20 protein-coding genes and 1 tRNA gene are annotated in these 19566 nt (G+C 70.7%); 11 read left to right on the forward strand and 10 right to left on the reverse strand.

The window, feature by feature from the left end:
- Positions 1-437: 437 nt before the first annotated feature.
- Positions 438-520: transfer RNA gene (locus tag Sru01_RS13295), tRNA-Leu, on the reverse strand.
- Positions 521-613: 93 nt separating this feature from the next.
- Here Sru01_RS13295 and Sru01_RS13300 point away from each other — a divergent pair.
- The 7 genes from Sru01_RS13300 (at position 614) to pknB (ending at position 9317) form a co-directional block, all read left to right on the forward strand.
- A complete protein-coding gene (locus Sru01_RS13300) occupies positions 614-1354 on the forward strand; it encodes an FHA domain-containing protein (RefSeq protein WP_203984653.1) in 741 nt (246 codons plus the stop codon).
- 18 nt (positions 1355-1372) lie between these two features.
- Positions 1373-1840 carry an FHA domain-containing protein FhaB/FipA gene (locus tag Sru01_RS13305; protein ID WP_203984655.1) on the forward strand — a complete coding sequence of 156 codons (468 nt, stop codon included), beginning with the start codon at positions 1373-1375 and terminating at the stop codon, positions 1838-1840.
- Complete coding sequence (locus Sru01_RS13310) at positions 1837-3126, forward strand: Stp1/IreP family PP2C-type Ser/Thr phosphatase (RefSeq protein ID WP_203984657.1); 1290 nt, start codon at positions 1837-1839, stop codon at positions 3124-3126. The genes Sru01_RS13305 and Sru01_RS13310 overlap by 4 nt, the downstream gene beginning before the upstream one ends.
- A 33-nt stretch (positions 3127-3159) precedes the next feature.
- Positions 3160-4509, forward strand: coding sequence for an FtsW/RodA/SpoVE family cell cycle protein (locus tag Sru01_RS13315; RefSeq protein WP_203984675.1), 1350 nt, complete (start codon positions 3160-3162; stop codon positions 4507-4509).
- On the forward strand, positions 4506-5957 hold the full coding sequence (locus Sru01_RS13320) for a peptidoglycan D,D-transpeptidase FtsI family protein (protein WP_203984659.1): 1452 nt from the start codon (positions 4506-4508) through the stop codon (positions 5955-5957). Before Sru01_RS13315 ends, Sru01_RS13320 begins: the two co-directional genes overlap by 4 nt.
- Complete coding sequence (locus Sru01_RS13325; RefSeq protein WP_239137383.1) at positions 5954-7381, forward strand: serine/threonine-protein kinase; 1428 nt, start codon at positions 5954-5956, stop codon at positions 7379-7381. Before Sru01_RS13320 ends, Sru01_RS13325 begins: the two co-directional genes overlap by 4 nt.
- An 82-nt stretch (positions 7382-7463) precedes the next feature.
- Positions 7464-9317 (forward strand): Stk1 family PASTA domain-containing Ser/Thr kinase, encoded by a 1854-nt coding sequence (gene pknB, locus Sru01_RS13330; RefSeq protein ID WP_203984661.1) that lies wholly within the window; start codon positions 7464-7466, stop codon positions 9315-9317.
- Positions 9318-9507: 190 nt separating this feature from the next.
- Here the strand turns inward: pknB and Sru01_RS13335 are convergent, their stop codons facing one another.
- From Sru01_RS13335 to Sru01_RS13345, 3 genes are read right to left on the reverse strand one after another with little or no spacing between them, the layout of a single operon-like run.
- The gene (locus Sru01_RS13335; protein ID WP_203984663.1) at positions 9508-10080 is read right to left on the reverse strand and encodes an anthranilate synthase component II; all 573 of its coding nucleotides are present in this window, start codon (positions 10078-10080) and stop codon (positions 9508-9510) included.
- Positions 10077-10235: a hypothetical protein gene (locus Sru01_RS13340; protein ID WP_203984665.1), complete on the reverse strand. Its 159-nt coding sequence runs from the start codon at positions 10233-10235 to the stop codon at positions 10077-10079. Before Sru01_RS13340 ends, Sru01_RS13335 begins: the two co-directional genes overlap by 4 nt.
- Positions 10236-10244: 9 nt before the next feature.
- Complete coding sequence (locus Sru01_RS13345; protein WP_203984667.1) at positions 10245-10862, reverse strand: class E sortase; 618 nt, start codon at positions 10860-10862, stop codon at positions 10245-10247.
- 326 nt (positions 10863-11188) lie between these two features.
- Here Sru01_RS13345 and Sru01_RS13350 point away from each other — a divergent pair, with 326 nt between their 5' ends.
- A complete protein-coding gene (locus Sru01_RS13350; protein WP_203984669.1) occupies positions 11189-11434 on the forward strand; it encodes a cell division protein CrgA in 246 nt (81 codons plus the stop codon).
- Positions 11435-11510: 76 nt separating this feature from the next.
- On the opposite strand, the gene Sru01_RS13355 is transcribed toward Sru01_RS13350, so the two are convergent.
- A complete protein-coding gene (locus tag Sru01_RS13355) occupies positions 11511-12401 on the reverse strand; it encodes a rhomboid family intramembrane serine protease (RefSeq protein WP_203984670.1) in 891 nt (296 codons plus the stop codon).
- A gap of 249 nt (positions 12402-12650) precedes the next feature.
- Positions 12651-13184: a peptidylprolyl isomerase gene (locus Sru01_RS13360; RefSeq protein WP_203984671.1), complete on the reverse strand. Its 534-nt coding sequence runs from the start codon at positions 13182-13184 to the stop codon at positions 12651-12653.
- Between the two features lie 207 nt (positions 13185-13391).
- On the opposite strand from Sru01_RS13360, the gene Sru01_RS13365 reads away from it, so the two are divergent.
- The gene (locus tag Sru01_RS13365) at positions 13392-13838 is read left to right on the forward strand and encodes a hypothetical protein (RefSeq protein ID WP_203984672.1); all 447 of its coding nucleotides are present in this window, start codon (positions 13392-13394) and stop codon (positions 13836-13838) included.
- A 197-nt stretch (positions 13839-14035) separates the two neighbouring features.
- The gene (locus tag Sru01_RS13370) at positions 14036-15379 is read left to right on the forward strand and encodes an AI-2E family transporter (protein ID WP_239137384.1); all 1344 of its coding nucleotides are present in this window, start codon (positions 14036-14038) and stop codon (positions 15377-15379) included.
- A gap of 104 nt (positions 15380-15483) precedes the next feature.
- On the opposite strand, the gene Sru01_RS36580 is transcribed toward Sru01_RS13370, so the two are convergent.
- From Sru01_RS36580 to Sru01_RS13380, 3 genes are all read right to left on the reverse strand, one after another.
- A complete protein-coding gene (locus tag Sru01_RS36580) occupies positions 15484-15681 on the reverse strand; it encodes a DUF6203 family protein (RefSeq protein ID WP_373869518.1) in 198 nt (65 codons plus the stop codon).
- A gap of 125 nt (positions 15682-15806) precedes the next feature.
- Complete coding sequence (locus Sru01_RS13375) at positions 15807-16310, reverse strand: RICIN domain-containing protein (protein ID WP_203984673.1); 504 nt, start codon at positions 16308-16310, stop codon at positions 15807-15809.
- Between the two features lie 187 nt (positions 16311-16497).
- On the reverse strand, positions 16498-17400 hold the full coding sequence (locus tag Sru01_RS13380; RefSeq protein ID WP_239137385.1) for an SMP-30/gluconolactonase/LRE family protein: 903 nt from the start codon (positions 17398-17400) through the stop codon (positions 16498-16500).
- Between the two features lie 94 nt (positions 17401-17494).
- Between Sru01_RS13380 and Sru01_RS13385 the strand changes: the two genes are divergently transcribed.
- Positions 17495-17971: an Lrp/AsnC family transcriptional regulator gene (locus Sru01_RS13385; protein WP_239137386.1), complete on the forward strand. Its 477-nt coding sequence runs from the start codon at positions 17495-17497 to the stop codon at positions 17969-17971.
- Between the two features lie 33 nt (positions 17972-18004).
- On the opposite strand, the gene lpdA is transcribed toward Sru01_RS13385, so the two are convergent.
- On the reverse strand, positions 18005-19402 hold the full coding sequence (lpdA, locus tag Sru01_RS13390) for a dihydrolipoyl dehydrogenase (protein ID WP_203984674.1): 1398 nt from the start codon (positions 19400-19402) through the stop codon (positions 18005-18007).
- Positions 19403-19566 lie beyond the last annotated feature (164 nt).

Below are 19566 nucleotides of genomic sequence, written 5' to 3' on the forward strand. Positions count from 1 at the left end.
GCGCCAAAAACACTGCGCGCCTAGGCCGGAACCCCACCGCCCAACACACCCGCAACCAGCAAGCCGCTCACCCGGCGCGGGCCCTTCCCAGGCCGGTTCGCGCCAAAACACTGTGAGCCCGAGCCGTAACCCCACCGCCCAGCCCACCCGAAATCAGTAAGCCGCTCACCCGGCGCGGGCCCCTCCCTGGCCGGTTCGCGCCAAAAAACACCACGCGCCCGAGCCGTAACCCCACCGCCCAGCCCACCAAAATCAGCAAGCCGCTCACCCGCAGCCCCTCCCGAACCCGCGCGCGGAGCGCACAAGGCAGGCACAAACGGGCCGATGTGGTGAAAAGGGGGGTTAGTCTGAGGAACGGCGGCCCGCGCGTGCCGAACGAACGACACCGGCGTGAAAGCGGCCGAACCTAGCGCGCCGAGCGCGCTGTTGGATCAGTGTGGGCGAGGAGGGATTTGAACCCTCACGTCCTTGCGGACACACGGACCTGAACCGTGCGCGTCTGCCGTTCCGCCACTCGCCCTTCGTTGAGTGCGTGGAAAGGCTAGCACGGATCCGTGCATGCCACCGAACCCGGATACGATCCTCTAAGACGATGGAGGAAGGGAGGTACCCGGTGGGAGTCCTTCAGCGCTTCGAGCGCAGGCTCGAGGGCTTGGTCGAGGGGGCCTTTGCGCGGGCGTTCAAGTCTGACCTTCAGCCGGTCGAGGTCGCCAGCGCGGTGCAGCGCGAGATGGACGAGCGTGCCGCGATCGTCGCGCAGGGTCGCACTCTTGTGCCGAACGATTTCGTGGTGGAGCTGTCCACGACCGACAGCGAGCGGCTGGAGGTGTACGCCGACAGCATCGGCCACGAGCTCGCCAACCTCGCCAGGGAGTACGCCAAGGAGCAGGGCTACTCCTTCGTGGGACCTGTCCGGGTGCGCTTCGAGACCGCGGACGACCTGGCCGTCGGCCTGTTCCGGATCCGTTCCGGGGTCATCCGCGGCGCGACGGTCGAGCAGGACGAGATCCGGCAGCCGGCCAGCGACCTGCCCCCGAGCAGGTCGAGCGCGTTCGGCGGCCGGCCGCGCCTGCTGGTGTCCACCCAGGACGACCCGCAGGGCCAGCGGTCCTACGAGCTGACCACGCCGGTGACGCTCCTCGGTCGGGGCACCGACTGCGATCTGCGGCTGGTGGATCCGGGCGTTTCACGGCACCACGCCGAGCTGCGGGTCGAGGGTCCGTTGGTGGCGCTCGTCGACCTCGGCTCGACCAACGGCACATTCGTCAACGGCCAGCCGGTTCGCCGGATCGAGCTCCAGGACGGCACCCGGGTCACACTCGGGCGCACGACCCTGGTGTTCCGGCGCGATTGAGGGTAGACAGTCGGTCCTATGTCCGAGCTCACTCTGCTGCTGATCCGGCTCGCGTTCCTCGCGGTGCTGTGGTTCTTTGTGATTGCCGCGGTGGGTGTGATCCGGACAGACTTGTTCGGATCACGGGCGACCGCGCCGGCCACCGTGCGCAAGCCCCAGAAACCCGCACGCCAACCCGCCAAGCCGAAGAAGGGGGAACCGCGACAACTGGTCGTTACCGGTGGTCCCCTGCAAGGAACCATCATCAACCTCACGGAGACGCCAATCACTATCGGTCGGGCGAATGACGCCACGCTGGTACTCAGCGACGATTACGCTTCGAGCCGGCACGCCCGGCTGTTCCCCCAGGACGGTCAGTGGTTCGTGGAAGATCTCGGTTCCACGAACGGCACCTACCTCGACCGCTCAAAAGTGACCCGTCCGACCCCGGTGCATCTCGGCGCTCCGATCCGCATCGGCAAAACCGTCATCGAATTGCGCAAATGACAATCGCACTCCGCTACGCCGCCCGCTCGGACGTCGGCCTCCTCCGCGAAGGGAACGAGGACTCGGCGTACGCGAGCCCGCGCCTGCTCGCCGTCGCAGACGGCATGGGCGGGCACGCACACGGTGAGGTGGCCAGCTCGGTCGCCATCACCGCCATGTCGTCCCTCGACCGGGACGCCGCCGGGGGTGACCTGCTCAGCGCCATCGAGACCGCGGTGCGCGACGCCAATCGGCGCCTGCACGAGATGGTCGGCCGCGACCCCAGTCTCAAGGGCATGGGCACCACCCTCACCGCCATGTTGTGGTCGGGCACCCGCGTCGCCCTGGTGCACGTCGGCGATTCCCGCGCCTACCTGCTCCGCAACGGCGAGCTGTACCAGATCACCCACGATCACACGCTGGTGCAGTCGCTGGTGGACGACGGCCGGATCACCCAGGAGGAGGCGGCCAGCCATCCCCAGCGGTCGATCCTGCTGCGCGCCCTGGACGGCAGCGGGGAGGTCGATCCCGATCTGTCGCTGCGCGAGGCGCAGATCAACGACCGCTACCTGCTGTGCTCCGACGGCCTGTCCAGCGTGGTGAGCGCCGAGACCCTCCACCACACCCTGACCACGGTCGACGAGCCGGAGTCGGTGGTCCGCCAGCTCATCGACCTCGCCAACCGGGGCGGCGGCCCCGACAACATCACCTGCATCGTCGCCGACGTGGTGGAGATCGAGGAGGGCCAGGTGGTGGCGGGCGACGCCGCCGTCGTGGGCGCCGCCGGATCCAGCCGGCTACGTTCCCAACCTCCCGACACCCCGGCGGGACGGGCGTCGACGATCACCGCACCCCAACCGGTGATCGTCGACGATCTGGACGAGGAGCCCGCGGGCGGCCCGGCGGCGAGCGCCGGGGCCGCCCCGCGGCGTGTCAGGCGGCGCCGCGTGTGGCCGGTCGCCGTGGTCGTCCTCGGGCTGCTGGTGGTCATCGTGGGAGGTGGGGGTTATTTCGGCTACCGGTGGACCCAGGATCAGTACTACGTCGGCGCCAACGGTGACGAGCTAGTGTTGTTCCGGGGGGTCGACACGACCATCGGACCGATCCAACTGAATTCTGTCGCGCAGAGTACCGGCCTTTCGGTCTCGTCGATTCCCGAGCCGGAGCGCGGCCAGGTACGGCAGGGCATCCCGGTCGCCGACCTCAAGGCGGGCCAGACGAAGATCAACGACCTGAAGGCCAAGTCCGGCGGCGACCAGAAGACCGCCCAGCCGACGTCCTCTCCCAGTTCCTCGGAGTCCTCCTAAGTGACCACCGCAGACGTCGCCGAAGCCGTTCCCATGACCGCCAAGCGGCGCGGGGCGCAGCTCGCCATGCTCGCCTTCGCCGTCGCCATCGTCATGGCCGCCTACGCCGGTGTCGGCCTGGGCATCAACGACCAGGTGCCGGCGGGCATGCTGGGCTACGGCCTCGGCCTCGGCGGGCTGATGCTCGCGGCCTATCTGGTGCTGGCCAGGTTCGCCCCGTGGGCGGATCCGCTGCTGCTGCCGCTGGTCACCCTGGTCAACGGCATCGGGCTGGTGATGATCTACCGCCTGGAGCAGGCGGAGATGAAGGGCGCCTCGGCGAGCAACCAGCTGTTCTGGACCGCGGTCGGCGTCGTGGTGTTCTCGGCCACCCTGATTCTGCTGCGTGACCACCGCGCGCTGCAGCGGATGACCTACACGGCCGGTTTCGTCGGCCTGGGCCTGCTGATCCTGCCGCTGGTGCCGTTCCTCGGCAAGGAGATCAACGGCGCCCGCATCTGGGTCGGCGTCGGCGGCTTCTCCATCCAGCCGGGCGAGTTCGCCAAGCTGGCCCTGGTGGTCTTCTTCGCCGGCTACCTGGTCGCCAAGCGGGACGTGCTGGCGCTGGCCGGCCGCCGGCTGCTGCTCATCGACCTGCCGCGCGCCCGCGACCTGGGCCCGGTGCTCATCACCTGGGCGGTCAGCGTCGGCGTGCTGGTGCTGGAGAAGGACCTCGGCACCTCGCTGCTGCTGTTCGGCGCCTTCATCGCGATGATCTACATCGCGACGCAGCGCACCTCCTGGGTGCTCATCGGCATCCTGCTGTTCGTCGGCGGCGCGTTCCTGGCCGGGCAGCTGTTCAGCCACGTGGAGGCCCGCTTCGACGTCTGGCTGCACCCGGAGAACAACGAGCTCTACAACCGGACGTACGGCGGCAGCTACCAGCTCCTGCAAGGGCTGTTCGGCATGGGCTCGGGCGGCATCCTCGGCACCGGGCTCGGCCAGGGCCACCCCGATCTGATCCCGCTGTCGTTCTCCGACTTCATCTTCGCCGCGACCGGCGAGGAGCTCGGGCTGACCGGCCTGATGGCCCTGCTGATGGTCTACGCGCTGATCGTGGAGCGCGGCTTGCGCACGGCGGTGGCGGCTCGCGACCCGTTCAGCAAGCTGCTGGCCGGCGGGCTGTCGTTCATCCTGGCCTGGCAGGTGTTCATCATCGTGGGCGGGGTGACCAACCTCATCCCGCTGACCGGCCTGGTCACGCCGTTCATGTCTCAGGGCGGCTCGGCGCTGCTGTCCAACTGGATGCTGATCGCCCTGCTGGTCCGCATGTCGGACGCCGCCCGCCGCCCGCCACCGCAAGCGATCCAGGACGAGGGACTGACCCAGGTGTTCCAGCGATGAACAGCACCATCAAGCGCGCCTCGGTGGCCTGCCTGCTGATGTTCGGCCTGCTGATGCTCAACATCAACTACCTGCAGGCGGTGAAGGCCGAGGGGCTGCGGGAGGACAGCCGCAACAACCGCAGCTTCTTCGCGCGCTATCAGAACGAGCGCGGCATGATCACCGCCGGTGGCGAGACCCTGGCCAAGTCGGTGGACACCAAGGACAGCAAGTTCCGCTTCGCCCGGAAGTACTTCGACGGACCGGTGTACGCGCCGGTGGTGGGCTTCTTCGCGCCGGAGAGCACCCGGGGCATCGAGAACGCCGCCGACCAGTACCTGGCGGGCACGCACCCGGACCTGTTCGTCCGCCGCACGGTCGACCTGGTCACCAACAAGCCGACCCGGGGCGCGGCGATCGACCTGACCCTGGTGCCGAAGGCGCAGAAGGTCGCCTACGACGACCTGCGGCGCAGCGGCAAGCGCGGCGCGGTGGTGGCGCTGGAGCCGGAGACCGGCGCCATCCTCGCCATGGCGTCGGCGCCGAGCTACGACCCCAACACCATGGCCGCGCCGGACAAGGCCAAGGCGGCCCGGGCCTACAACAAGCTGGACGCCAACGACAACCACCCGCTGCGCAACCGGGCGATCGACGAGACCTACGCCCCCGGCTCGACGTTCAAGGTGGTCACCTCGGCCGCCTACCTGAGCGATGACGACTCCCGGGACGAGAACACCTCGGTGGACGCCCCGGACTCGCTGCCGCTGCCCGGCACCAACATCAGCCTGCCGAACTACCACGGCGAGTCCTGCGGCGGCCGGGCCACCCTGCTGGACGCGCTGACCATCTCCTGCAACACCGCGTTCGCGAACATGGCGCTGGACATGGGCTACGACCGGCTGGCGGAGCAGGCGACGAAGTTCGGCATGGGCCAGGAGCTGAGCATCCCGCTGAAGGTCGTGCCGAGCAACATCGGCAAGGACGAGGGCAAGGCGGCGCTGGCGATGACCGCGATCGGCCAGCGCGACAACCAGATCACCCCGCTGCAGATGGCCATGGTGGCCGCCGGGGTGGCCAACCAGGGCAAGGTCATGCGGCCCTACCTGATCAACAAGATCGTCGGGCCGGAGAACGACGAGATCTCCACCGCCCGGCCGAAGGAGCTGGACGAGGCGGTCAGCCCGGAGGTCGCCGGCGAGCTGCGCAACATGATGATCAACGTGGTGCAGAACGGCACCGGCAAGGCGGCCCAGCTGCCCGGCATGCAGGTGGCGGGTAAGACCGGCACCGCGGAGACCGCCAAGGGCGCCGCGTCGCACGCCTGGTTCATCGCCTTCGCCCCCGCCGACGCCCCCAAGGTGGCCGTCGCGGTGTTCGTCGAGTCCGGCAGCGCCGGCACCGACGCCACCGGCGGCGCGGTGGCGGCACCGATCGCGCACGACGTGATGCAGGCGGTGCTCGCCAAGTGACCTTCAAGGGCCGGGTGCTCGACGACCGCTACCGGCTGACCGGCCGCATCGCGACCGGCGGCATGGGAGAGGTGTGGCGGGCCGCCGACGACCTGCTGCGCCGGGACGTGGCGGTGAAGCTGCTGCGCCAGCACGTCGCCGCCGACCCCGAGTTCCGCGAGCGGTTCCGCAACGAGGCCCGGATCACCGCCGGTCTGTCCGACCCCGGCATCGCCCAGGTCTACGACTACGGCGAGCAGGAGGGCGTCGCCTACCTGGTGATGGAGCTGGTGCCGGGCGAGCCGCTGTCGGGCATCCTCGCCCGCAACGACACGCTCAGCGCCGAGGTCACCCTGGACGTGGTCGCCCAGACGGCCCGCGCGCTGCACGCGGCGCACCGGGCGGGCATCATCCACCGGGACATCAAGCCCGGCAACATCCTGGTGACCGAGACCGGCAGCGTCAAGATCACCGACTTCGGCATCGCCCGGGTGCTGGAGGGCGCCCGGATGACCATGACGGGCACCGTGCTCGGCACCGCCCACTACGTCAGCCCCGAGCAAGCCTCGGGCAGCACGCTGGGCCCGGCCACCGACATCTATTCGCTCGGCGTGGTGGCCTACGAGTGCCTGGCGGGGCGTCCTCCCTTCACCGGGGGGAACCAGGTGGCGATCGCGCTGCTGCACCTGAACGAGCAGGTGCCGCCGCTGCCGGCCACCGTCCCGGCGCCGGTCCGCGAGCTGGTCGGCGCGATGCTGGCCAAGGCGCCCGAGCACCGGCCCGCCTCCGCCCGCGAGCTGGCCGACCGGGCGGTGGCGCTGCGCGGCTCGCCGGCCACCCCGGCCGCGCCGCCGCTGAGCATGCTCACCGACCCGGCCGGTTTCGCTGTGCGCGAAGCGCTGGAGGCCCGGCGGGATCCGTTCGACGGGTTGTACGACACCCCGGCGGCGGGGTCCGCCGGCACCGCGTCGGCCCGCCCGGCGACCACCGCGGCGGGGCCGGCCGGCGCGCGGCACCCGGCCCTGCCCGGCGCGCGCCGGCAGGGGCGCCGCCGGTCCGCCATCAGCATCTTCGCGGTGGCGGGTTGTGCCGCGGTCGTCGGCATCGGCGTCCTGGCGGCGGGCGGCGGCCCCGGTGACGGGCCGGAGGCCGGCCCGCCGCCGTCGAGCGGGCCGGCGACCGGTGGCGCGGTGCGCACGCCCTCGCCGTCCCGGGTCGCGACGACCTCACGCGCGCCCCGGCCGGTGAAGTCCGCCCGGCCCTCGGTGTCCCGGTCGGCTACGGTAAGCAGAACGGCCACGCCGTCCCGGCCGGCCGTGCCGACGCCCACCCCGAAGCCCACCCCGACCCCGACGCCCGAGCCCACCGTGGAACCCACGCCAAGCACGACGCTGAGCCCCAGCACCTCCGCAAGTACCACAATCACCCCGAATGGGAAGACGTAATGTGGCGGGGGGTCGATGATGGAAACCGGCAGCCGCACCGCGGGCCCGCACCCAAGATGAACGGCAAGGGACAGTGCAGGAAATGACTCAGCCTCGGCTACTCGGCGGTCGCTATGAGCTCGACGGAGTCGTCGGGCGCGGCGGCATGGCCGAGGTGTATCGTGCCCGGGACATCCGGCTGGACCGCGTTGTGGCGATCAAGACACTGCGTGCCGATCTGGCCAGGGATCACATCTTCCAGGCCCGCTTCCGCCGCGAGGCGCAGTCCGCCGCGTCGCTGAACCACCCCTCCATCGTCGCGGTGTACGACACCGGCGAGGACACCTCGGAGGGCACCCCGGTCCCGTACATCGTGATGGAGTTCGTCGACGGCCGCACGCTGCGCGACCTGCTGCGGGCCGACCGGCGGCTGATGCCCGAGCGGGCCGCGGAGTTGGTGGACGGCATCCTGCGGGCCCTGGACTACAGCCACCGCGGCGGCATCGTGCACCGGGACATCAAGCCGGCCAACGTCATGATCACCCTGGCCGGCGACGTCAAGGTGATGGACTTCGGCATCGCCCGCGCCATGGCCGACTCGGCCGCGACGATGACGCAGACCGCCCAGGTGATCGGCACCGCGCAGTACCTTTCGCCGGAGCAGGCGCGCGGCGAGCGGGTGGACGCCCGCAGCGACATCTACTCCACCGGCTGCGTGCTGTACGAGCTGCTCACCGGGCAGCCGCCGTTCACCGGTGACTCCCCGGTGGCCATCGCCTACCAGCACGTCCGCGAGGACCCGATCCCGCCGTCGCAGATCGACCCGGAGATCCCCCGGTGGGCCGACGCCATCGTGCTGAAGGCCATGGCCAAGGACCCGGCGCACCGCTACCAGAGCGCCGCCGAGATGCGCGCGGACATCCAGCGCGCCATGTCCGGCATGCCGGTCGACGCCGCGCAGACGATGGCGATGACCGGCGGCTACTCCGGCCAGCAGACCCGCACGCTGAACACTCCGGGGCCGAACACCCAGCGCACCAGCGCGGTGCCCGCCTACGAGTACGCCCCGACCCAGGCGGCCGGCCGGTACGAGGGCCGCCGGGCGGCCCGGTCGGGGAACAACGCGCTGAAGACGGCGGCGTGGATCCTCATCCCGCTGCTGATCATCGGTGCGTTCATCGGCGTCGGCTACGCGTTCCTGAACTCCTCTGGCGACGGGGCCGACACCGCCAAGGTGTCCATCCCGCTGCTGCAGGGCCAGACCGCCGCCGCGGCGCAGAAGAAGCTGGAGGACATGGGCCTCAAGGTCGACGTGAAGGAGGAGTACAACTCCGACGTCGACCGGGGCACCGTGATCGGCACTGAGCCCGGCTCGGGCGAGCAGGTGGACAAGGGGACCACCGTCCAGCTCACGGTCTCCAAGGGCCTGAAGAAGGTCACCGTGCCGGACGTGCTGGGCAGCTCGGTCGCCGAGGCCACCAGGACCTTGCAGGAGAACGGCCTGACCGCCGACGTGGTGAACGTCGTCTCCACCCGGGAGCAGGGCAAGGTCTTCCAGACCAAGCCGGTCGCCGGGGCGAAGGTCGACGAGAACAGCATCGTCAAGATCTACGTGCCCAAGCAGCAGTCCGAGGTGCCCAACGTCACCGAGCTGAGCCTCAAGGACGCCAAGGCCACCTTGGAGGGCGCCGGGTTCAAGGTCCGCACCATCAAGGAGCCGAGCGAGACGGTGCTGAAGGGCAGCGTCATCCGGCAGAGCCCGCAGGCGGGCGCCAAGCTGCCGGCCGGCACCACGATCACCCTGGTGGTCTCGGACGGCCCGCCGGAGCAGGAGTTTCCGACCGAGCAGCCGACCGAGGACCCGCCGACCGATCAGCAGCCCACCGACGAGCCGACGGACGGCCCGCCGACCGACGACACCGGCGATCCGCCGCCGGACGACAACTTCACCCAGTGACGCGGCGCCGCAGGCCCCCTCCCGCCCGGGTGGGGGCCTGCGGCGTGTCAGGTGTCGGGTCGGGGCCCGGACGTGGCTCTCACGTGGCTCTGCGCGGCACGCGGGGGTCCGGGACGGCGAAGAGGGCCTCCGCCGCTCGGGGGCGACGGCGGAGACCCTCACCCGGTAGTCGTCCTGGAGGCGCCCGGCGTTACATGTTCTGGGCCAGCCAATTTCCGAGCAGCCGGGTTCCGTGCTCGGAGAGCACCGACTCGGGGTGGAACTGCACGCCTTCCAGCCGGGCCGTCCGGTGCCGCAGGCCCATGACCACGCCTCCTTCGGCGACCGCGGTGACCTCCAGCTCGCGGGGGACGGTGCGCGGTACCACGGCCAGCGAGTGGTAGCGGGTCATGGTGACCGGCGAGGGCAGCCCGGCGAAGACGCCGCGCCCGTCGTGGGTGATCCGGCTGGTGCGCCCGTGCATCAGCTCGGGGGCCCGGGCCACCACGCCGCCGTAGGCGACCGCGAGCACCTGGTGGCCGAGGCAGACGCCGAGCAGCGGGATGTCGCGGGCGGCGCAGAAGCCCACCAGCGGGACGCTGACGCCCGCCGCCTCGGGCGTGCCCGGGCCGGGGCTGACGACCACGCCGGCGAAGCCTTCGGCGTCGGCGACGCGCACCTGGTCGCGCGGCCGGACGTCGCAGTCGGCGCCCAGCCCGCGCAGGTACTGCACGATCGTGTGGACGAAGCTGTCGTGATTGTCCACCACGAGCAGGCGGGTCATGTGCCCACGGTCACCCGGTCGACGGGCACGTGCGGCTCCAGCATGGGGAACACGAGATACCAGAGTACGACGCCGGCCAGCGCGACCAGTACCAGCGCGGTTAGCAGCCGCGCGGCCGGGCCGCCGGGCAGCCGGCGCCAGATCCATCCGTACAACGGGCCTCCTCACCGCCGGGTCGTGCCGGCGAGCACGCCGTGCACGATCAGCCGCTGCCGCGCCGAATACTCGGGATGGCAGGTGGTCAAAGTGATCATCGCCCGGTCCGGCGGCCGGTCCGGCCGGCCGGGCACCGGGGCGATCACGTCCACCTCCGCCGGGGAGACGATCTCGGTGCCGGTGACCCGGTAGGTGTACCGGGCGTCCTCGGTGTCCACGACCAGGGCGTCCCCGCGGCGCAGCTCGTCGATCCGGTTGAACGGGGCGCCGTAGGTGGTGCGGTGGCCGGACACCACGAAGTTGCCGCGCCGGCCGGGCAGTGCCGTCCCGGGGTAGTGGCCGGGGCCGCGGCGCAGGTCCTGCGGGGTCACCCCCTCCAGCACGGCGTACTCGTAGTCGCGGCCGAGCCGGGGGATGCGCAGCAAGGCGACCGCGTCACCGAGGTGGACGCGGCGCAGCCCTCCGGACCGGCCGGAGCCGGCGGCGTCGTGCAGGTGCCGCTTCACCTGCTGCTGGTACCACTCGGTGTAGCCGCCGGTACCCCACAGCAGGTAGCCGCAGAACAGCAGCATGACCAGCCCGCAGGTGACGCTGAGCTCGCCGCAGGTGCGCAGCAGCACCCTCATCGTGCCGGGCGGGCCCGGTGGCGGGCGACGGGCGGCGGGCCGGTGGGCGGGCCGACGGGTGCGAGCATGGCATATCCGGTTCCGGGAGTGCGGCGGGGTCGCCGCGCAGCAGCGTACGCGGCCGGCGGCACCGCGCGGCCAGGGGCACACCGGGCCTGACCTGGACTTTGCTCGGACGGTCCGGCGGATCCGGCAGGCGTGTCGCCTTCGGAATGGCCGTGCACCGCCCGCGCCGACTAGGCTTACAGCGGTCTTCGTACGCCGCCTGCGGTCACGCCGGCGGCCAGAGCCCGCGAGAGCCGCGGGTCCCCACCAGGAGAGCAGCCGTGCCCAAGTCCCGCACCCGCAAGAAGGCGGTCTACACCCCGCCGCAGAAGACGCAGCAGGTCCAGGTGAGTCCCCGCTGGCTGGCGCCGGTCATGGTCGTGGCGTGGGTCATCGGCATCCTGTGGATCGCGACCTTCTACATCGCCCCGAACGTCCCGCTGATCTCGACGCTGGGCAACTGGAATCTGGCGGTGGGCTTCGCCTTCATCATCTTCGGCGTCGTGTTGTCCACTCGCTGGCGCTGACGCCGGCCGGGCGGCGGCGTGAGGTTTTCCACAGGCTTTGTCCACAGCCTGGGGACGCCGCCGCACCGGCGCACGGTCAGCCGGTGAGGCCGAGCGGCGGCAGCACCAGCACCACCAGCAGCAGGGCGACGAGCACCGCGGCGGCCGCGCCGAACTGGACGGCCGTGCGGTTACGGGCGGGCGCGTAGGCGAGCAGGGCGGTCACCAGGGCGCCGACCACCAGGCCGCCGAGGTGGCCCTGCCAGCTGATGCCCGGGATGACGAAGGTCAGCACCACGTTGATGCCGATCAGCCAGAGCACCCCGCGCACGTCGTACCCGAGCCGGCGGCCGACCACGAACATCGCGCCGAACAGGCCGTAGATCGCGCCGGACGCGCCGACCGCCACGTCGCCGAACAGGTAGACCGCGACCGAGCCGCCCAGCGCGGACAGTAGGTACAGGGTGGCGAACCGCGCCGAGCCGAGGATGCGCTCGAGCTGGGTGCCGATCGCCCACAACGCCCACATGTTGAAGAGGATGTGCCAGTACGACGGCGGCGGCGAGTGCAGGAAGGCGCCGGTCACCATGCGCCACCATTCGCCGACGGCGACGTGCCCGGCCGACATGGCGTACCGGCCGATGACCTGCTCGGGCTGCGCGATCTCGGCAAGGTAGGCGAGCACGTTCACGCCGAGCAGCAGCCAGGTGATGACCGGAGTGGTGACCGGCCGGCCGCCGAACGTGGAGGTGGCCTGCCGCACGGTCCGGTTTCCCTCGCGCACGCATTCCGGGCACTGGTGGCCGACCGAGGCGGCGCGCATGCAGTCGGGGCAGATCGGCCGGTCGCAGCGCTGGCAGCGGACGTAGGTCTCCCGGTCGGGGTGCCGGTAGCAGGTCGGGATCCCGCCGGGCCCGGCCGGGCCGGGCGGCGGTGGCGGGTCCGCGGGCCGGTCCGCGGGAGTCGGGTGATCTGGCTGCGTCGTCATCGCCTGTTCGAGGCTCCTTCGCCTGTGCGCTCTGTCCCCAGACTGCCACGATAGCCAGCCCGCCGGGCGGCCCGGACCGGTCCGGCCACGCCGGTGTCACGGGCCGAGGACCGGGGCGGCGTGCGGAGACCGCGCGGCGGGCTCAGAAGGCAGGCTCAGAAGGCGGGGTCGGTAGGCGGGGTGGGAGGGCCGGAACCGGCGCCGCGGCCGGCCCGGCGGGAGGCACCGGGCCGGCCGCGGGTGCCGCCGTCAGGCGGGCACGCGCTCGATGACGACCTCCTGCAGGACGACGTCGGTGACCGGACGCTCCTGCCGGGTGCGGGTCTTGGCGATGGCGTCCACCACCTCGGTGCCCTCGATGACCTCGCCGAAGATGGTGTGGCCGTTGTTCAGGTGCGGCGTGGGCACCACCGTGATGAAGAACTGCGAGCCGTTGGTGCCGCGCCCGAAGCGCTTCCCGGCGTTGGCCATGGCCAGCAGGTACGGCCGGTCGAACCGGTTCTGCGGGTGGATCTCGTCGTCGAAGTCGTACCCGGGGCCGCCGATGCCCTGGCCGAGCGGGTCGCCCCCCTGGATCATGAACCCGTCGATGACCCGGTGGAAGATCGTGCCGTCGTACAGGCGGTCGTTGCTCTTCTTCCCGGTCTCCGGATGCGTCCACTCCCGGGTGCCCTCCGCGAGCTCCACGAAGTTGCGCACGGTGTTGGGCGCGTGCTCCGGGAAGAGCCGCAGCTTGATCTCCCCGAGGCTGGTGCGCAGTTTCGCGATGAGGTTCTCGGCCATGGAACGTCCCCTCCGATATGCCCGTGTAGGCGGCATGATTTGTAATGGTTTAGAGGCCTTCGGTGTGTTGACCTCCCCGGCATCCTCCCATGCCTCGTCAGGATTGAGCCGCTTTCGGAGGGGCAGGTGTCTCACCGGGGCCCCAAGACCGGGGAGGTAATCGTGTCCCTGACGATGAGAAGACGTCGCGTCAAGACTTTCATGCCCATGACGCGAGTGGATCGGGTGAAGGCCCAGGCCATGCAGGCGGCAGACCAAGTCCGCCCGATGGCCGGCACCGCTCGGGATGTGGCCGTCCAACGGATCGAGGACGCCCGGGTGTGGGCCGCGCCGCGGCTGGACCGGGCGGCGCACTCGGTGGAGGAGCGCATCGCACCCGCGGTCAGCGCCCTCCTCGTCCAGGCGGCGGAGAAGGTCGATCCGGCGCCGACGATCCGGCGCCGCGCCCGTGGGCGCTGGTCGACGGCGGCACTGCTGGCCGGGGTGGTGGCCACCGGAGTCGGTGTCGTGCTCTATCGCAAGAACGCCCGCCAGTGGACCGACTCGATGAAGGACTCGGCGGCCGACGCCAGCCGGTGGTCCGGCGACCGGGTGGAGCCGGTGAGCGGCACCGAGGAGAGCCTGACGGCCGAGGAGCGAGCGAAGAAGATGTAGCCATTCGCGAGATCCGAGGTGAGTGCCTCCCGGCCGGGTGACCGGCCGGGAGGCACGTTTCTTTTCCATCCCCCCACCGTTGGAATGCTTATTTTTCGCTATTTAGCAGGGGAAGCAGGAGACTAGACCGGCGGCTGGCGGGCAGTCGCAGAGCCGTGTCCGATACAGGCGATACCGAGCGCGCCGAACTCTCCAGCGTGTTCCCCTCACTTCCGGCGGCCGGCGGCGACTCCGTCCCGGCACCGGCCATGGCCGCACCGGCCACCGCGGCCGGTGGCACCGGCCCGGCCACCGCGGCCGGTGGCACCGGCCCGGTCACCGCGGCCGAGCACGCCGCCCCCACTCCGGGCGGCCCGATCCCCGACCCCCGCCCTACCCTCCCGGACCGGGACGCACGGGACGGCGCGGACGGCTCCGACGACGACGCCGATGACGCCGACGGCGCGGCGCTGCCCTCCGGCGCCCGCAAGGTCGACGCCAAGGAGTACGAGCAGCCGTTCGGACGTCCGGGACGTCCGCTGCGCAACAACCCGTTCCTGTTCGGCCTGACCGCGGCGCTCGGCGTCCTGACCGCCTGGCTGGGGGTCCAGGCCATCGCCAGCGCCGGTTCGGCGCTGGTACTGATCGTCATCTCCCTGTTCCTGGCGATCGGCCTGAACCCCGGCGTCGAATGGCTGCAGCGGCACGGCATCTCCCGCCTGTGGGCCATCACCATCGTGTTCTTCGCGGTCATCGCGTTCTTCGTCGGGTTCGGCCTGGCGGTGGTCCCGCCGCTGACCGACCAGACGAGCGGCTTCGTCCAGCAGCTGCCCGACTACGTCCAGCAGCTGCAGAACCATCCGATGATCAAGTCGATCGACGAGCGCTACCAGGTGCTGGACAAGCTCCAGCAGTACGTGACCAGCGGCAACCTGGCGAGCCAGATGTTCGGCGGCCTGCTCGGCGTGGCCAGCGTAGTGATCAGCGCGCTGTTCAGCGCCCTCACCATCCTGGTGCTGACGCTGTACTTCCTCGGCTCGCTGAACTCGATCAAGGAGACCTTCTACCGGCTGGTGCCGCGCTCCCGGCGCACCCGGGTGCGCCTGCTGGGCGACGAGATCCTCAAGCAGATCGGCGGGTACGTCGCCGGAAACCTGATCATCTCGCTGATCGCCGGCGTGGTGACCTGGATCTTCCTGAGCATCATGCAGGTGCCCTACGCGCTGCCGCTGAGCATCTTCGTGGCGATCACCGACCTGATCCCGATGATCGGGGCGTTCCTCGGCGCCGGAGTGGCCTCCGGTGTGGCGTTCCTGACCTCGCCGCAGGCCGGCATCGCCTGCCTCATCTTCTTCGTCATCTACCAGCAGGTGGAGAACTACATCATCTCCCCACCGATCTTCAAGTCGTCGGTGGCGGTGCCACCGGTCGCCACGATCGTCGGGGCCCTGCTCGGTGGCGCGCTGCTCGGCGTGGTGGGGGCACTGCTCGGCATCCCGCTGGCCGCGGCGATCCTGCTGCTGATCCGGGAGGTGGTGTTCCCCCGCCAGGAACGGCTGTGACGGCGGGCGGGCACCGGGCGCGAAACCGCCCCCGGACACCGCGAGACCCCCGGACGGCGGGGGTCACGGGCGCCCGGGGGCGAATGGGAGCGCCTCGGCGCGGGTCACCTGCGGGCGCGTGACGAGCTTCCCGCGTAGGAACCGCGGCCCTCGCGGCCCGGCCGGCGCGACCCCTTCCCGCGGTCGCCGGCCGCCGCACCGCGCCGCCTGCGCGTGAACCACCAGCCGATGCCGAGTATGACCATCCCGATAGGCGTGCGAGCCAGCCAGCGGGTCATCACCAGCTGCAGGATCCTCTTCATGCCCCCTCCTCAGTGCGGGGTCGGTGGGCAGCCCTCTACCCCGCTGACCGGCGAGCATGCCGGTCCCGGCCCGACGGTCCCGCGCCCCGCCCGCCGGGTGCCGCCGGCCGGGCGGTGCCGCGCGGTCAGCCGACCGACCACTGCTGGTTCGCCCAGCCGTTGCAGTCCCACAGCTGCACCTTGGTGCCGTTACTCCCGATGGTGTTCAGGTCGGCGTCCAGGCAGCGGCCGTTGTACATGCTGTACACGGTGTGGCTGGTCGCGTCATAGATCCATTTCTGGTTGCTCCAGCCGTTGCAGTCCCACAGCTGCACCTTGGTGCCGTTGCCGCCGATGGTGTTCAGGTCGGCGTCCAGGCAGCGGCCGTTGTACTGGCTGCGCAGCGTGTGGGTCTTCACGTCGTAGGACCACTTCTGGTTGTTCCAGCCGTTGCAGTCCCACAGCTGCACCTTGGCGCCGTTGCCGCCGATGGTGTTCAGGTCGGCGTCCAGGCAGCGCCAGCTCGAATGGTTGCGGATCGGGCCGGCGCTCTTCGTCGCGGCCGACACCGCGGTCGAGCCGGCCAGCACCGCGACTCCGGCCACCCCGACCACGAGCGCCTGCACCGTCCGCTTGAGATCGCGTCGCATTCTGTCTTGGTCTCCTCTTCCCCCGTGACCCCGGACGGCCGCCGTCCGGAACGCGGCCGGCCGCGGCCCGCGGGCCGGCGGACCGGCCGCCGTTTGACTACTTCACGTAGCCGAACTTACACGGAAAGCGACGTGACCGGCCCGGACGCGGCGGGAGATGGAGATCCTTTGACCTGGCGTTCAGGTCTCAGCGGGGATACCGGGCGCCGTTGATGGTGACTCTGATCGAGTACACGGAGCTGGACGCGGTGATGAACAGGTTGTTGCGTCGCCGCCCGCCGAAGGTGAGGTTCGACACGATCTCCGGCACCCGCAGCTTGCCGATGAGCGTGCCGTCCGGGTCGAAGCAGTGGACGCCGTCGTGCGCGGCGGCCCACACCCGCCCGTCGCCGTCCAGGCGCACGCCGTCGAACATGCCGGCGTCGCAGGTGCCGAACACCTCGCCGCCGGTCAGCGTGCCGGCACCGGTCACCTCGAAGACCCGGATGTGCTTGCGCGGGGTGTCGACCACGTACAGCCGGCGCTCGTCGGCGGAGAAGGCGAGCCCGTTGGGCCGCTCGAAGTCGCCGGCCACGACGCGCACCTCGCCGGTCCCCGGATCGGCGCGGTAGACGTGGCAGGCGCCGATCTCGCTTTCCGCCCGATGGCCCTCGTAGTCGCTCCTGATCCCGTAGTCCGGATCGGTGAACCAAATGGATCCGTCGGAGTGCTCGACGAGGTCGTTCGGGCTGTTGAACCGCTTGCCGCGGTGGCGATCGGCGATCACGGTCACCGAGCCGTCGTGCTCGGTGCGGGTGACCCGCCGCTCGCCCTGCTCGCAGCTGAGCAGCCGGCCCTGCCGGTCCACGGTGTGCCCGTTGGCGTGGCCGGCGGGTTCGCGCCAGACGCCGACGGCGCCGGTGGTCTCGTCCCAGCGCAGCACCCGGTCGTTCGGGATGTCGCTGAACAGCAGGTACCGGCCGGCCGGGAAGTAGGCGGGGCCCTCGGTCCAGCGGCACCCGGTGTGCAGCCGCTCCATCCACTCGTCGCCGTTGCACGGCCGGAACCGCTCGTCCAGCACCTCGAAACAGGTCTTGACAGTGTCGTGCACGTCCGCCCACTCCTCTAGAATCACAGTCAGCTGAAAGCTAGCATTGCCGGACGGTGTATGGCTATAAGCCGGTTATGCCTGACATGATTTGGAGGTGACGGTGGACGACATCGACCGGGCGCTGCTGGCCGAGCTGCAGCGCGACGCCGGCCAGCCCTACGCAGCGCTCGGGCGCGCGGTCGGGCTGTCCGCCGGCTCGGCGCACGAGCGGGTGCGCAAGCTGCGGGAGAGAGGGGTGATCCGGCGCACCACCGTGGAGGTGGACCCCGAGGCCGTCGGCCGCGGGGTGCTGGCGTACGTCATGGTGCAGTCCGGCGCCTGGATGGGCGGCGCGGCGACCGGTGCGGCGCTGGCGGCCGTTCCCGAGATCGAGGAGGCGCACATCATCGCCGGCCCGGCGTCCCTGCTGCTGAAGATCAGGGCGGGCACGACGGCGGGGTTGCAGGCGGCGTTGCGCCGCGTCTTCGAGGTGGACGGGGTGACCGGCACCCAGACGACCGTGGTGCTTGAGACGTTCTTCGAGCGCCCGGTCGACCCGGCGGGCGGCCCGGGACCGGCCGGCGGCCGATGAGGCGCCGGCGGGCCCGGGCGGGCCGGGGCACGGTCACATGTTGATCATGTGACCGGCCAGGCCGTGCACGGCCTCCTTGACCGCCTCGCCGAGCGTCGGGTGGGCGTGCACGTTGCGCGCCACCTCGTGCACGGTCAGGTCCCACTGCTGGGCCAGGGTGAGCTCGGGCAGCAGCTCGGTGACGTCCGGGCCGATCAGGTGCCCGCCGATCAGCTCGCCGTACTTGGCGTCGCTGATCAGCTTGATGAAGCCGACGCTGTCGCCGAGGCCGTGCGCCTTGCCGTTCGCGGTGAACGGGAACTTCGCCACCTTGACGTCGAACCCCTTCTCCCGGGCCTGGGCCTCGGTGTAGCCGAAGCTCGCGATCTGCGGCTGGCAGTAGGTGGCCCGCGGGATCATCACGTATTCGAGCTCCATCGTCTCCTCGTCGGCGATGGTCTCGGCCGCGACGATGCCCATCGACTCGGCGGCGTGCGCGAGCATCAGCTTGGCGGTGACGTCGCCGATCGCGAAAATGTGCGGCACGCTGGTGCGGCAGTGCCCGTCGACGTCGATGGCGCCCCGCTCGGTCAGCCGCACCCCGGTGTTCTCCAGCCCGTACCCCTCGACGCGGGGCTGGAAGCCGATGGCCTGCATGACCTTGTCCGCCTCCAGGGTGCGCTGCTCGCCGCCCTTGGACACCGTCACCGTCACCTTGTCCCCGGAGTCGTCGATCGACTCCACCCGGGTGGAGGTGTGCACCTCGACGCCCAGCCGCTTGTAACGCTTGGCCAGCTCGGCGGAGACCTCCTCGTCCTCCAGCGGGACCAGCCGGTCGAGGTACTCGACGATGGTGACCTTGACCCCGTAGTTGGAAAGGACGTAGGCAAACTCGACGCCGATGGCGCCCGCGCCGGCGATGATGATGCTCTCCGGGAGCTTCTCGCTGAGGATCTGCTCCTCGTAGGTCACCACGCGCTCGCTGAGCGACGTGCCGGGCAGCAGCCGGGTGGTCGCGCCGGCCGCGATGATGCAGTGGTCGAACGTCACCGTCTCGGTGCCGCCGTCCACCGCCACCTGCAGGGTGTTGGCGTCGGTGAAGGTGCCCCGGCCGTCGTACTCGGTGATGCCGTTCTTCTTCATCAGGTAGTGGACGCCCTTGACCCGGCCGTCGGCCACCTTGCGGCTGCGCCGGAAGGCCTCGGCGTAGTCGAAGGTGACCTGGCCCTCCACCCGGATGCCGAACGTCTTGGCCTCGTGGTTGAACAGGTGCGCCAGCTCGGCGTTGCGCAGCAGCGCCTTGGAGGGGATGCAGCCCACGTTGAGGCAGACGCCACCCCAGTAGCGTTCTTCGACGATCGCCGTGCTGAGGCCGAGCTGGGCGGCACGGACGGCCGCGACGTACCCGCCGGGGCCGGCCCCGAGGACCACGACATCATAGTGAGCACTCATGCTCGGACCATATGGTGTCGGCGGGCGTGCTGCCGAACCCGGGGGTCCGCCGCCCGGTTACGGCCCCCCGCTAATCGACTTCCGCCCTGGTGGAGGTCCGAAAACTTCCTGCGTCTTGACAAGTAATTCTGTCGGTGAGACATTGGTCGCATGTTGGATGTAGC

Source organism: Sphaerisporangium rufum, assembly GCF_016863395.1.
Lineage (GTDB): Bacteria > Actinomycetota > Actinomycetes > Streptosporangiales > Streptosporangiaceae > Sphaerisporangium > Sphaerisporangium rufum.

What these genes read in the sequence shown, in the direction of transcription:
- Sru01_RS13305 (WP_203984655.1), top strand. Translation starts at nt 1,373, where the DNA reads ATGTCCGAGCTCACTCTGCTGCTGATCCGGCTCGCGTTCCTCGCGGTG.
- Sru01_RS13310 (WP_203984657.1), top strand. Translation starts at nt 1,837, where the DNA reads ATGACAATCGCACTCCGCTACGCCGCCCGCTCGGACGTCGGCCTCCTC.
- Sru01_RS13315 (WP_203984675.1), top strand. Translation starts at nt 3,160, where the DNA reads ATGACCGCCAAGCGGCGCGGGGCGCAGCTCGCCATGCTCGCCTTCGCC.
- Sru01_RS13320 (WP_203984659.1), top strand. Translation starts at nt 4,506, where the DNA reads ATGAACAGCACCATCAAGCGCGCCTCGGTGGCCTGCCTGCTGATGTTC.
- pknB (WP_203984661.1), top strand. Translation starts at nt 7,464, where the DNA reads ATGACTCAGCCTCGGCTACTCGGCGGTCGCTATGAGCTCGACGGAGTC.
- Sru01_RS13335 (WP_203984663.1), bottom strand. Translation starts at nt 10,080, where the DNA reads ATGACCCGCCTGCTCGTGGTGGACAATCACGACAGCTTCGTCCACACG.
- Sru01_RS13345 (WP_203984667.1), bottom strand. Translation starts at nt 10,862, where the DNA reads ATGAGGGTGCTGCTGCGCACCTGCGGCGAGCTCAGCGTCACCTGCGGG.
- Sru01_RS13355 (WP_203984670.1), bottom strand. Translation starts at nt 12,401, where the DNA reads ATGACGACGCAGCCAGATCACCCGACTCCCGCGGACCGGCCCGCGGAC.
- Sru01_RS13360 (WP_203984671.1), bottom strand. Translation starts at nt 13,184, where the DNA reads ATGGCCGAGAACCTCATCGCGAAACTGCGCACCAGCCTCGGGGAGATC.
- Sru01_RS13365 (WP_203984672.1), top strand. Translation starts at nt 13,392, where the DNA reads ATGACGCGAGTGGATCGGGTGAAGGCCCAGGCCATGCAGGCGGCAGAC.
- Sru01_RS36580 (WP_373869518.1), bottom strand. Translation starts at nt 15,681, where the DNA reads ATGAAGAGGATCCTGCAGCTGGTGATGACCCGCTGGCTGGCTCGCACG.
- Sru01_RS13375 (WP_203984673.1), bottom strand. Translation starts at nt 16,310, where the DNA reads ATGCGACGCGATCTCAAGCGGACGGTGCAGGCGCTCGTGGTCGGGGTG.
- lpdA (WP_203984674.1), bottom strand. Translation starts at nt 19,402, where the DNA reads ATGAGTGCTCACTATGATGTCGTGGTCCTCGGGGCCGGCCCCGGCGGG.